Annotated in this window: 11 protein-coding genes; 8 read left to right on the top strand and 3 right to left on the bottom strand. The window is 53.4% G+C overall.

Annotated elements, in window-relative coordinates; all coding sequences use genetic code 11:
• The 5 genes from ACWYRN_RS01585 to ACWYRN_RS01605 are packed head-to-tail and all read left to right on the top strand — an operon-like array spanning window position 1 to window position 4,463.
• Window positions 1–1,287, top strand: coding sequence for a c-type cytochrome (locus ACWYRN_RS01585; protein WP_488690824.1), 1,287 nt, complete (start codon window positions 1–3; stop codon window positions 1,285–1,287).
• A gap of 9 nt (window positions 1,288–1,296) precedes the next feature.
• A complete protein-coding gene (locus ACWYRN_RS01590) occupies window positions 1,297–1,467 on the top strand; it encodes a hypothetical protein (RefSeq protein ID WP_488690825.1) in 171 nt (56 codons plus the stop codon).
• The gene (locus ACWYRN_RS01595; RefSeq protein WP_488690826.1) at window positions 1,464–2,051 is read left to right on the top strand and encodes a cupredoxin domain-containing protein; all 588 of its coding nucleotides are present in this window, start codon (window positions 1,464–1,466) and stop codon (window positions 2,049–2,051) included. The genes ACWYRN_RS01590 and ACWYRN_RS01595 overlap by 4 nt, the downstream gene beginning before the upstream one ends.
• Complete coding sequence (locus tag ACWYRN_RS01600) at window positions 2,038–3,657, top strand: cbb3-type cytochrome c oxidase subunit I (RefSeq protein WP_488690827.1); 1,620 nt, start codon at window positions 2,038–2,040, stop codon at window positions 3,655–3,657. The genes ACWYRN_RS01595 and ACWYRN_RS01600 overlap by 14 nt, the downstream gene beginning before the upstream one ends.
• Window positions 3,657–4,463, top strand: coding sequence for a c-type cytochrome (locus tag ACWYRN_RS01605; protein ID WP_488690828.1), 807 nt, complete (start codon window positions 3,657–3,659; stop codon window positions 4,461–4,463). The genes ACWYRN_RS01600 and ACWYRN_RS01605 overlap by 1 nt, the downstream gene beginning before the upstream one ends.
• A 91-nt stretch (window positions 4,464–4,554) precedes the next feature.
• Here ACWYRN_RS01605 and ACWYRN_RS01610 read toward each other — a convergent pair whose 3' ends face one another.
• The 3 genes from ACWYRN_RS01610 to ACWYRN_RS01620 form a co-directional block, all read right to left on the bottom strand.
• On the bottom strand, window positions 4,555–5,019 hold the full coding sequence (locus tag ACWYRN_RS01610; RefSeq protein ID WP_488690829.1) for a response regulator: 465 nt from the start codon (window positions 5,017–5,019) through the stop codon (window positions 4,555–4,557).
• A 708-nt stretch (window positions 5,020–5,727) separates the two neighbouring features.
• Window positions 5,728–6,633 carry an OST-HTH/LOTUS domain-containing protein gene (locus ACWYRN_RS01615; protein WP_488690830.1) on the bottom strand — a complete coding sequence of 302 codons (906 nt, stop codon included), beginning with the start codon at window positions 6,631–6,633 and terminating at the stop codon, window positions 5,728–5,730.
• A 16-nt stretch (window positions 6,634–6,649) separates the two neighbouring features.
• Window positions 6,650–7,099, bottom strand: coding sequence for a response regulator (locus ACWYRN_RS01620; RefSeq protein ID WP_488690831.1), 450 nt, complete (start codon window positions 7,097–7,099; stop codon window positions 6,650–6,652).
• A 488-nt stretch (window positions 7,100–7,587) separates the two neighbouring features.
• On the opposite strand from ACWYRN_RS01620, the gene ACWYRN_RS01625 reads away from it, so the two are divergent.
• From ACWYRN_RS01625 to ACWYRN_RS01635, 3 genes are all read left to right on the top strand, one after another.
• Entirely contained in the window at window positions 7,588–9,219 is a 1,632-nt protein-coding gene (locus ACWYRN_RS01625) for an SAVED domain-containing protein (RefSeq protein WP_488690832.1), read from the top strand.
• A gap of 8 nt (window positions 9,220–9,227) precedes the next feature.
• Window positions 9,228–10,433, top strand: coding sequence for a nucleotidyltransferase domain-containing protein (locus ACWYRN_RS01630; protein WP_488690833.1), 1,206 nt, complete (start codon window positions 9,228–9,230; stop codon window positions 10,431–10,433).
• 489 nt (window positions 10,434–10,922) lie between these two features.
• Window positions 10,923–12,224 (top strand): HesA/MoeB/ThiF family protein, encoded by a 1,302-nt coding sequence (locus ACWYRN_RS01635; RefSeq protein ID WP_488690834.1) that lies wholly within the window; start codon window positions 10,923–10,925, stop codon window positions 12,222–12,224.

Below are 12,224 nucleotides of genomic sequence, written 5' to 3' on the forward strand. Positions count from 1 at the left end.
ATGCGTAAAAGTGCTCGTATCGCTCTCATACTAGGTGCTGTCGCTCTTGCTGCGGGAGGCGCGCTTTATTTGCTTCGACCGGGGCCACTCCACAAAGACAGCGCGGCCTTGCGGCTCGATGCATCGACCCAACTCATCAACAAAGGCGAGTATCTCGCTCGTCTTGGCGATTGCATAGCATGTCATACCGAGCCCAATGGCCCTGCTTTCGCTGGCGGCCGAGCTATGCCGACTCCGTTTGGAGCACTTTACGTTCCAAACATTACGCCTGATGATGAAACAGGCATCGGACAATGGACTGCGGATGAGTTCTATCGAATGATGCACACTGGCATCACGCGTGACGGTTCTTTGATGTATCCAGCAATGCCATACCCGTCCTATACGCAGGTGACTCGAGAGGATTCCGACGCGATTTATGCGTATCTAATGTCCATAACGCCGGTTAAGCGGAAGAACCGCGAGCATGAGCTGCGGTTCCCCTATAACAACCGCGACCTGCTCATTGGCTGGCGAACCCTTTATTTTAAGGAAGGGGAATATCAACCCAACCCTAAGCAATCGGCAGAATGGAATCGTGGTGCCTACCTAGTCAAGGGATTAGGACACTGTGCAATGTGTCATACGGCTGTCAACGCCCTCGGCGGCTCAAGTGAAGCGAAGGCGTTTGAAGGTGGAATGATTCCAAACCAAAACTGGTACGCCCCTTCGCTCACGTCAAATAGAGAAGCTGGGTTAGGAAACTGGACCATTAAAGAAATTACTGACTTACTGCAAGCAGGTGTTTCGCACCGAGGAACTGTCTACGGGCCAATGGCTGAGGTTGTATTCAACAGTCTGCAGTATATGACTGACGAGGATGCGAAAGCGATGGCCGTCTACCTAAAGGCTTTGCCACAAAAGGATAGCTCTCCCCCTCCGACGAGTCAGGCTCGACTTGTAAGTCCTGAAACCATGGAACTGGGCAGAAAAACCTATGTCGCTCAGTGCGCCATGTGTCACGGCGAGGATGGGCGCGGCCATCCGCCGGACTACCCCCCCTTAGCGGGGAACCAATCGATAACGATGGAATCCCCCGTCAACTCGATTCGCATGGTTCTCAACGGAGGTTATCCGCCTGGTACGAAAAAAAACCCGCGTCCGCATGGGATGCCGCCCTTTTCGCACATCTTGAACGATGAGGAAGTCGCGGCTGTAACGACCTATATCCGCGTCGCATGGGGCAACAGTGGGACTCCAGTAAATGCAAAGCAGGTCAACGACCTGCGAACCTTACTGCCGGAATGAGGAGAAAGCATGCTTACACCTGAAGAAAACGACGACGAGCTTGGGAAACGAATAGATGAGATTGTTAGTCGCGGCCCCTCGGGCGCTTTCGCAGTGGCGGGCGTCGCGACCGCCATCGTGGTCGCAATGTTCTTTCTCTTCTACTTCGTCGTCTATCTTCCTCGAGGCACTGTTCAATGACACCACTAAATCCTGTCGACCAGAGTGATGATAGACACCACGCGTCCGAGGTCATTGCTAACGCGGCAGAACGCCGTTGGGCCATTATTGTTGTTCTAATTATTGGTTCCTTGATTGCGATGATGGTCTTCACGGGCGTTCACTGGGCGTCGATGCCTCCATCGCGAGTGGAGACAGTGGATGTGAAGACTCTCCATCTAAAGGGTGAATTCGTCGAAAACAACTTGGGCACCTCGATTGAAAAGGACGGTCGAGTCATAGTGAGGCTCATCGCACAGCAATATTCCTTCGCCCCACAGTGTATCGTCGTTCCTGCTGGTATATCAGTGACATTTCGGGGAACTAGCACTGATGCAATTCATGGTTTTGTTGTCGGTCGCACCAATGCCAACACCATGTTGATTCCAGGCTTCGTGTCGACGTTCACGACATCATTCCCGAAAACAGGTGAGCAACTTATGCCTTGCCACGAGTATTGTGGCACTGGTCATGAAGCTATGTGGGCTAAGGTCCAGGTCATTCCTCCCGATGAGTTCTTTGCCAAAGCAAAAGCGGCAGAAAGGTTGAGCTGTGTTCCTCGTTAAGAGACTGGTTCTAGCGCACTTCTGGGTAGCGTTTATCGCCTTTTTTGCCGCTATCCTCTTGGGTGAGTGGCAGATGTTCGTTCGTAGCCCACTGTCGCCGTGGGTGAACAACCCTGAGCATTATTACCGCTCAGTTACGGCTCACGGCACTGTGATGGGTTACGTGCTCCCCACCTTGGTTGCCATGGGTTTCGGTTATGCAATCTCTGAATTGGCGTTGAAGCGTCCGTTAAAGGGTTTGCGATGGGCCTGGGTGGGATTCTGGCTGGTAATCGCCGGGACGCTGATGGCGGCTACGACGACTGCAATTGGCAAGTCATCGGTGCTGTACACCTTTTACCCTCCAATGATTGGAAGCACGTTCTACTACCTGGGTGTGGTGTTAGTCGTTGTGGGTTCGTGGATTTGGGTCGCACTCATGTCGATAAACCTTTATGCATGGAAGAAGGACAATCCAGGTGCGACTGTTCCACTGGCCATGTACGGTAACGTTGCCGGTGCCTACCTTTGGGCGTGGACGTCCGTGGGCGCAGCCGTCGAGATTCTGACGCTCATCCTGCCTGCTTCCATGGGGTTTACTGACACAATTAATGCCGGTCTGGCCCGCGTGTTCTTTTCATGGACGCTGCACGCCATTGTCTACTTCTGGCTCATGCCGGCTTACATCGCCTTCTATACCCTCTTTCCTCGCGCCATCGGCGGACGACTCTACAGCGATACCATGGGACGGGTAGCGTTCGCGCTCTTCCTCGTTTTCTCAATGCCAATCGGTATTCACCATTTGTTCGCTGACCCTCAGGTGGGTGCAGGCTTCAAGTTCGTACACGCTGCCATGACCGCAATGGTGTCCATACCAACTCTGTTGACCGTATTCACCATTGTTGCGACGGCAGAGGTTGTTGGGCGTCTTCGGGGTGGAAAAGGACCGTTCGGATGGGTAAAGGCATTGCCTTGGGATAACCCGATGATGCTCGCGGTGACGTTTGCCTTCATCATGCTCGGATTCGGTGGAGCTGGTGGCATCATCAACATGAGTTACCAGCTCAATGAATCCATTCATAACACGCAGTGGGTTACTGGACACTTCCACCTGATTTTCGCCGGCGCTATCGTAATCATGTATTTCATGGTCGCGTACGAACTGTGGCCTCAACTACGAAATTCAGGTCCGTTGTCTGCAAAATTGGTTAAGACGCAACTGTGGCTCTGGTTCTTGGGGATGATGATTCTGACGATGCCGTGGCACCTCGTTGGCCTGCTTGGAGCTCCGCGCCGCATGGCCTACTACGACTATACCCATCCAGCACTGGAACCCCAAGCGATAACGGTAACGATTTCGACGTTCGGTGGACTGCTTCTTGTAATCTCTGCGGCACTGTTCTTGTTCATCCTGGCGACAGCCAAGCGACAAGCTGCTCCGGTCTTAAGTTTCGCGTTCAGCAAGGCAGTTCATCCGGATACAAAACCTCCTGCTGTTCTCAACTCGCTAGGCTTATGGGTTGCGATGATGATAGGACTTACAGTCGTTAATTATGGCTACCCTATCGTACAGTTAGCACTAACGCCAGAAGCTTTAGTTCCTATCATTCCAGTCGGAGGGCGGTGATGCGAGAACAAGGATTTTTCTCCCGGACGAACAGATGGACATGGGTCAGCGTCGCGGCCCTTGTAGTGTTGACTGTTGCATCAGTCCTAATCGGCTTTGGGCTGTTGCCATCTGCTCAGGCGGACTTCCGAGCGCAGGGTCTCTGGGACAGTATTTGTCGCGCTGCTGGTGTGCCGAGCAAGTGGCTTGACACGACTGAACAGAAATCGCCGATAGTCTCTACAAATGTCGTGCTCTTGCCAGAAATGGCGAAACAAGCGTCGTCCGCTTCTATCGGTCGTGGCGCCACTCTCGCGCTGAACTGCACAATGTGTCACGGTGCACAAGGTATGAGTCGGTCAGACGCTCCGAATCTTGCCGGTCAGTATCCGGAAGTAATCCGCAAACAGCTTTTGGATTACAAAAACGGGGACCGTGCTAATCCAATTATGGTGGCCCTTGCGAAGGGACTTACAGAAGAAAACATTGCAGACCTGGCAGCCTACTACGCTAGTCTTCCAAAAGCGCGTACGGCACCGACAACTTACGACGAGTCCCTGCCAGCTCTTGTACGCGTTGGCGACCCGTTGCGGAACATTGCACCATGTATTTCTTGTCATGGAGGAGTCGACCAAAAGCTCGGTGCACCCTGGCTCGAAGGAATGCCTAAGGAATACTTGGTTCAACAACTGCAAGCGTTCAAAGAAGGGTACCGTCGCAACGACCCGCAACAACAAATGCGAAACGTAGCACGTCCCATGACTGCCGAGGAAATCGATGCTGTCTCGACTTTCTACGCCAGGAAGGCTGCTATCGCTGGGCATTGAACTGTTGACAGGATAGAACACAGCAAAGTTTAACGCTTCGCTGTTTGATTCGAGGTAACGCTAACGGCCGTTACTTTTTCATCCCCGGACTTCAGTGCAAGAACTTGTGAGGAGGTTTGTCGATGTCGATTGTCGAAGTTCCATGCTGTTTTACGAAAAGCGCTAGTTTCTTGCGCTCTTTAATTCTATCCAGCAGCGAGAGCAATACATAAATACTAACCGGCTTCAAAAGATATTTATCAAAACCTGCTACCGCAATTTTTTCCTCGATGGCATTTTCCGAGTGTCCGGTCAGTGCCACAATCATCGTGGAAGCGGTTTCGGGCATTGCCCTTAACCGGCGACAGAGTTCAAACCCATCCATATCTTTAAAGACAATAGAGCTGAAAACAACATCAGGCACCTGCTGTTTTACCATGTCAAGTGCCTCGACCGGTTCACACGCAGCACTGACCGTGCATTCTGCGCCTTTGAAAAGAGTTATAAACAATTTACGGACTTCGTCATCTTGTTCGATGAGAAGAATGTGTACGGGTGCGGCTATGCTCAACTGCATTTTATGTTCACCATGTTAAATGGCTAATGGAGACCAACCATAACTGTACCAAAATTTCTCAGGACGTGAGGCCGCCAACTTTCGGACGAAGCGTTTACAGAACGCGTTTGGGTGGTGGAGCTGAAGGGCCTGGCACAACCGTGCTCTGCTCAGCATTACTATCCATCTCGAGGCTGCCGTCGTGACTTGCTGATATTGCTCGCACATACGGAAGGTCTATGGCCCGGCCTTGCTGACGTGCCAGCTGCGGTTTACTACTCATCTACAAATCCGGAAAGTACTATCCAACTAATACTTATCAATAGGTTCTTTGTAGCAACAATCTGTGATATGCGCGCTCCCTGCCCTGCTTGCCCGCCCGTTTCGATGAGGGCTGCATGGGTTAGCTTTCTCGCGTTTTTTAATCTGTTGCGCACCCTAGCCCCCCCCTCCTGGAAGGACGGCCCCGCGAATGTCAAATACTCGCTGTGAGCGCAACGATAGTCCTTCATGCTCTGATTTCTGGTCAGTTGCCAAGGTCATAGAATGGGTCCTAAGAGCGACTGGAAGCTAGTCCGTCTTCCGAGACTAACTGTAAGTGGACTCCGGGACAAACGGCTGAGCGTTTTAGATGGAGGATTCTGCGCCTTTTACAAGGCTAACGCGTCCGCTCTTCGTTACCACCTTGTCCGTAAAGCCGCGTGCCCAATGCTCCTAGCCACACCTTATCTAACGCGCAGGAGGGAGCCTGCGACTCCGGTACGAAACAACGGTGGTAGCCGACTGCTGAGCCTGCAACGCAGCTATTGGAGCCTGTCTGTAGACGTCGAATTGCTTAGATTCGTGCAGAACCTGTCGCCAACTACTGCAGCCGTAACGGCTAGGCGTTTGTTCAGGAACACGTTGCCCCATCCATACAATAGCAGAGCTTAAGGAAGTCCAGCCATCTTGCGCAAGCTCCGCCTCGGCATCTCGAAGACCTTGGACAATACCACTCACACTCCAGTGCACTGTGCCGTCAGGAGCAATGCCGTCGGAGATAAAGTTTTGGAATGTGGACGACTCAAAAACAGAAGCTATTAAAGTCTGAACCTCAGCCATTGTTTTTGCCCACTGTTTAAGCGTCGAGAAATGGTTATCAATGCTTCGGTAACTGCTCTCCAAGAAGGCATCTGCTGCAGCGCAACTGTCAATGCAAGTGATATCGAATCTTTCTACGAAATGGTGAGCTAGCTCATTCCGCAGGCCCACTAAACTTTTGAGATTCGATTTAATGGACTCGTAGCATCCGACATCGAAAACTAATTGGGTTCGGCTACTAAACCATACGATGTCGCTCTCTTTGGGAAGGCTGTGGTTTAGATGTGGGGAATCTAATATGTCTGGCTGGAGGTATGTCTCGGTTAGCATACCTACCAGAGTCCCCAACGTTCTATTTCTCAAAGAACGGCTTGCCTCATCTATCAGAGCAGGCAGTTGTGCGGGTTGGCCGGAGAACGATGCGTAAGGAAGCAGGCGTTTAAGCATTGCTTCGTACTGTTGCAATCGAAGCATGCAGCGCCCCAATTTACGTTGCACTGAGTGCTGCATCTCGCTTAAACGAGAAGAAAATTCGTCGGTTTGTGATTCATCCATTTGAGGCACACCACCGCTAAATGAGCTGATATTTCCTTATCACGTCGTTAAGGATTGAAACACAGCAGGGCTTAACCACATACCGATGAAATCCCGCCGCAAGCGCTTCGAACTGAATATCGGGCTGACTGTACCCCGAAAGCGCAACGAAGTAAGTAGATTGCAATGCAGGTATCGTTCGAGCCTGACGCACCATGTCACAACCGCTTACGCGCGGCATGGCGATGTCGATGATTACGATGTGTGGTAAGTAGTCACCAATAATTTCAAGCGCGGCAATCGCACCGTACTCGACATGCGTTTCGTGTCCTTCTGAACGGAGGAACATCCCGAGCAGGTCGGCCGAGTCAACGTTGTCGTCAACTACCATAATGCGCAACGGCTTCGTCAAACCCGGCACACCTATGGCTCCGTTGGAAGTCGATTCGATATACGTCGCTGGGCGCGGTACCACAAAATCATTCATGCACCCCAATCTGTAAATACAAGGCTCGAACGCAGTGAGGACATTAGTCTGTGGTTCGAACGCTAGCATAACACCTATGCAAGGCATCTGCGGAATGAGAGGTGCAAATACACGAATGAATCATGACTTACAACGAGCGCAAGCCGCAGTTAAGAATATGGGACTGGCGTCACCCAACTGTTCAGTAATACCACAATCTAGGAGAAATTTTCTTATCATTTGCGAAAGACGAGGACAAACATTCGTTGAACGATATCGAACTGCTTGACTATCCACTGCGCGACGCAAGTCGAATCTCCACTGCGAGAACCGCAGTCTACCGCGGAATGCCTACTCTATCTTGTTGTTAATACCGCTTGTCAATCCAGCATGGACGTGAAATTTCAAGGTCGAAATGGCCGCATGGAAATCCGTATTGCTGTAGCATATCGTTTGGCACCGACGTCCGGTACCGTTGATGATTGTGCAACCGAAAAGAAAGGCGACACATGACTACTTTGCAATCCGCACCAACTGCATCAGTAATCGTTGGGGCGCCAAGTTCTTTACTTGTCACTATCCCGTCGCTTTGGGATGGCGAGTTAGCTTCTAAATTTCGCACCATTCTTGCGGCCGGGAGTAACGTATTGTTCGTCGCGAACAAGTTCAAGGTTGCGATGTTCGAGAAACCCAGCAGTGCGCAAGCCTGGGTGCTTGTTGCAAGCGGAGAGTTTGGTGATGACTGCATCTCCGCTGTGACCGCAAGCGCGAGTACGAAGCGCGTGTATTGGGATGCGACTATGCTTGCTGAGCCGCAGTCCGTAGACCTGTCTATTGTTACGCCAGTTCTCGTCAAGAAACCGCTTATCGCTAGCTGGGCCAAGGTTGCAGACCAAATTACCGGTCGGCTCGGCCATGTATCTCCTGAAGTGAAGAAGGAAGTGGCATACCTCGCGGCGAACCACTGCCAGTTCCCGGGCTGCGGGAAAGACCTCGGCAAGCACGCAGTTACTGGCGAAAAAGGTGTCTTTAGCTATTTCGCTCATATTGTTGCCGCGTCCGCTGACGGACCGCGCGGGGACACGGTGCAGTCGCCGCTGCTTGTTGATGAGCCATCCAATTTCTTATTGCTTTGCGATGAGTGTCACCGACTCATCGACAAGGCAGAACCCGAAAAGTATACGGTCGAAGTGTTGCGAGAGATGCGTACCCAATCCGTCCGCGAAATCAAACGTCTCCTGGGAGCTCTTCGCTATCCGGAGGCTGATGTGCTTTCGTTCCTGGGTAATGTGACCGGGCAGGTCCCGCACATTAGTGACCGCGACATGGACGAAGCGCTTTGGACGGCCGGTTTGCGTCGTTCTAGCAAGAATCCAGAGTCCTGCTTCGCGTTCGGGGGGCAGCATCATGCGCCTCATGAAGCCAGCTACTGGAGCGCTGCCTTCAGCGCATTGAAGTTCGACCTGCCTGCCCTGCAGGCGAAGCTCAACGGCGTACGCACTGGCGGTGGCCCCCGGCCGCGCCTCGCGATTTTTCCGTTCCACGGCACCTCGGTGTTGTTGCTCGCCGGCCGTCTTCTCGGCGACATGGCTGGAACTCATGTGTTCCAACCGCACCGGAACAAGGTTGGAGAGACTTGGGGCACGCGATGGGCATGGCCAGATGATGCCGTGGTGCCGACTCAGGAGAAATACCGGGTCAAGACCTTGAAGGACCACACTGGTGCAGAAGATGAGGCTAATCTCATCGTGTCGCTCACGTTCCCTGTGCCGACTGCAAGGCTCGCTCCGGCTTCGGCAACTGATGGCAATCTAACTCTGCCTACCCTGGAAATCTCGGTTGAGAATTTCGGACACTCGACCGTTCGTCACCCTTCAGATTTGACGCTGTTCGGCGCCGCTGTGGACGAGGCCTTGAGGTGCTTGCAGAACGTGTGGAACGTGAAGACAGTACACCTCTACGTTGGTGCCCCGGCCGCTGCAGCACTGCTCGTCGGTCAAAAAATGCAAGCTCGTCATCACGCGACGTTTGTCTGCTACGAGTCGCTGCCGGGTAATGGCCCGTTCGCTCCGACCATCGAGATTTCGTCGCAAGAGATACGTGCAGTTGACCAAAACTTGGCGGTATCCCTTCAGACCTGAGAACTAACATGACTTCATCGCTAACATTGTCGAAACGAATCGTCGATTCGCTTATCGCCCGCCAAGACGAACAGCAGTGGGAACAGCTCATCACCACGCTCCTGAAGCGGCTCGAACTCAACGCCGCAGATAAGGCTGATGCTGAGCGCGAATACAAAATCCTCGGCGATTCAATCGCACAGAAACTGAAGCTGCCGCGTCACGACGTCATCGTGTCGCCGCAAGGGTCCATGCGCACGCAGACCACCATCAGCCAACGGTATCCCGTTAATTTTGACATTGACATCTTTGTCGAGCTCGCTGGCCCTGGGTACGACACGATGGCTCCGGAGGTGATGTTCCACAGTTTTGGGAAAGCCCTCGAAGGTAACGAATCCGTTACCGGCGAGCGGAAGGAAAAGCGCCGGTGCTGGCGGCTGGAATATCCTGGCAAACCGTTCTATTTCGACGTCACCCCTGCGGTGCGCGGTACTACCTACGCCGGTGGAGTTTTGCGCGTTCGCGACCGCGACACCCAGTGGGCCCCGACCAATCCTGGTGAATTCGCTGAATGGTTTTGTGCTAATGCTGCTCAACGGTTTGTCTTCACAACGCCACTGCTGAAAAGTGAAGGTGTCATCGCACGCTCGGGCGTCGAACCGCTTCCTAGCGAACCTGTAGGACTTGACGACATCTTGCGTCGCACGGTCCAGTTGATGAAACTTCATCGCGATAACATGTACTGGTTTGCAGAAGAGAAGCGTAAGGAGGCGCAGCCGATTTCAATCATCATCGTGACGCTTGTAACGCACGCCTACGCTGAACTCATCCGCACGCAACGCTCGGCATTCCGTTCACCGTTGGAAGTTGTGCTCAAGCTCGTCGAACTGATGCCTGACTTCATCGACTCTCGAAGTGGCAAGTACAGTGTGCCAAACCCGATGCTGCCACTTGAAAACTTTGCAGACCGCTGGAACAGCGATAACGGCGCGCGGGCTGCTGAGTTCAAACGTTGGCACACCAGGCTTGAGAAAGACCTCGACAAGTTGCTCCATAATGCCGCCAAAACGGCCCCGGAAGCTGACATCCGAGAAGTCTTCGGCAACGTTGGCGTCGAAGCGTGGAAAGCGAGCCGCCCCAAGGCCAACGTACTAGACGGTTTGATTTCCAGCGCCGGCCCCCTCTCGAACCCGAAGGCACCAATCAAACCTGGTTCTTCAGACACACTCGGCTAATCCTGCGTGTCGTCTTTCCGTTTCCCCGCCGCCGTACGTACCGTCGAGTCTTGGCTTGACGGAACAGCGAACTCGTTTGCAACGAAGCTGACGCGTAATAGAACATCCACACGCTTGGAATGGGAGCTGGACCTACGGGGACAAGGCTATCCTATTCAAACTGTTCGTCTGCGCTTGGATGCCCTGTTCCCAGCTGTGCCATGTGAGCTCTACGTTTCAGTTGACCTTTGCTTGCAGCTGCCTCATGTGGAAGAAGACGGACGAGTCTGTCTTGGCGAAGAATGCCAGCCTGCAGACTTTGACAGACCCATTGAGGCCGTCGTCAGGGCAATCACGCGATTTCGCACCGAGCTTCTTGAACGCTCGGCGAACCTCGAGTGGTGTGAAGCTGAGCTGCATGCGGAACGACTCTCATATTGGAGCCGGTTCTGCGACCAGCGGCAGATGTCTCCTCGCGGACGCCCAAGGCCACGTACGACGCTTGTCAGCATGGATAAATTCGATAAGTGGGCGCAGGGTCAAATTGCTGCGTTCATCCCGAAGAACAGCCGGTACCATCGTATTCAAACGCAGGTCGTTACGTTAGGCCAGGCTGACCCCAGTGAACTTGCGCGTCGACACGGGTTCACTCCTGGCACCCTCCTTCGAGGTGACGCGGCATTCGTACGGTTGCCCGACGACCTTAAGTGGAGTCCGCTAACATGGCCGAAAAATTTCATAGAGCTCGACCACCTGGTCTGCGCTGTCACGACAAATAAGCATTCGGTTGTGCATTGGCTGGAAGGGCGCGGTTGGAGCGATGGCGCCGCCGAAGCTGAAAAGATATCGAAAACTGATAAGGTCGTAATCGGTCTAAAGCCACTGCTCGTCGTCCTTTGCCATGGCACCGAGCTCTACGGCTACCAGATTACTCAGCCAACCGTTTCCTTGGTTACCCCGCCTCATGCGGCGCCAATTAAACTGAAGCGCATTGACCCCACCTGGGCGCTGACGCGCGACCATGCGACGACCATCTTCAATCAACGACAGGAAAAACGAATCCTGGTGTTGGGCGCCGGCTCCTTGGGGAGCCCGATAATTGACGTGCTTGCCCGCGCGGGCGTCGGTACCATCGACATAGTCGACTCGCAAATTTTTGACTCGCCTAACGTCTCCCGACACTTGCTTGGGATGTCGTCCCTCTTACAGAGCAAGGCGAGCGCTATCGCTACTCGCCTGCGAAAACAGATACCCGGCCTTCAGGTACGAGGCTTTGCCGATGACGCCCGCCGCTGGTGTGCTGAGAACTGCACGCCAGGTAAATATGACCTCGTTGTTGACCTGACTGCCGAATCGTCAGTCCGAATATTTCTGGCCCATACGCGCACGGTATTGTTCGGCCATTGTCCGGTGATTCACGCGTGGGTCGAGCCATATTGTGCTGCGACGCACGTGGTAGCGACAACGTCGAGCGCTCCTTGGCCGGCAACCGACCCGGCCGGAGCAAGAGTAAACGTTGCTGACTATTCTGCTGCGCAGGTCCGCGTCAATCTTCCAGCCTGCAGCGATGGCTTTCATCCATACGGGAGCGCAGACATCCTCCAGGCAGCGGGATTTTCCGCAGAGCGGATTCTCGACATTGTCGACAACGGGCTTCTAGAGTCAACCGTGTGGAGTTCTGTCCGAACACGTGCATTTTTCGATTCGCTCGGCCTGCCGATAACTACGCAGCCCATCGTTCCTGCCACCGGCGGACCGCGTGATGGAGTCATGCTCACTCGCCTGCTAGAGGAAGTACTTCGTGACGAATGA

It is taken from the genome of Massilia sp. BAP21, assembly GCF_057801335.1.

Coding starts and splice junctions, on each gene's coding strand:
- ACWYRN_RS01630 (WP_488690833.1), top strand. CDS start 9,228: ATGACTTCATCGCTAACATTGTCGAAACGAATCGTCGATTCGCTTATC.
- ACWYRN_RS01610 (WP_488690829.1), bottom strand. CDS start 5,019: ATGCAGTTGAGCATAGCCGCACCCGTACACATTCTTCTCATCGAACAA.
- ACWYRN_RS01605 (WP_488690828.1), top strand. CDS start 3,657: ATGCGAGAACAAGGATTTTTCTCCCGGACGAACAGATGGACATGGGTC.
- ACWYRN_RS01635 (WP_488690834.1), top strand. CDS start 10,923: ATGGATAAATTCGATAAGTGGGCGCAGGGTCAAATTGCTGCGTTCATC.
- ACWYRN_RS01625 (WP_488690832.1), top strand. CDS start 7,588: ATGACTACTTTGCAATCCGCACCAACTGCATCAGTAATCGTTGGGGCG.
- ACWYRN_RS01615 (WP_488690830.1), bottom strand. CDS start 6,633: ATGGATGAATCACAAACCGACGAATTTTCTTCTCGTTTAAGCGAGATG.
- ACWYRN_RS01590 (WP_488690825.1), top strand. CDS start 1,297: ATGCTTACACCTGAAGAAAACGACGACGAGCTTGGGAAACGAATAGAT.
- ACWYRN_RS01595 (WP_488690826.1), top strand. CDS start 1,464: ATGACACCACTAAATCCTGTCGACCAGAGTGATGATAGACACCACGCG.
- ACWYRN_RS01585 (WP_488690824.1), top strand. CDS start 1: ATGCGTAAAAGTGCTCGTATCGCTCTCATACTAGGTGCTGTCGCTCTT.
- ACWYRN_RS01620 (WP_488690831.1), bottom strand. CDS start 7,099: ATGAATGATTTTGTGGTACCGCGCCCAGCGACGTATATCGAATCGACT.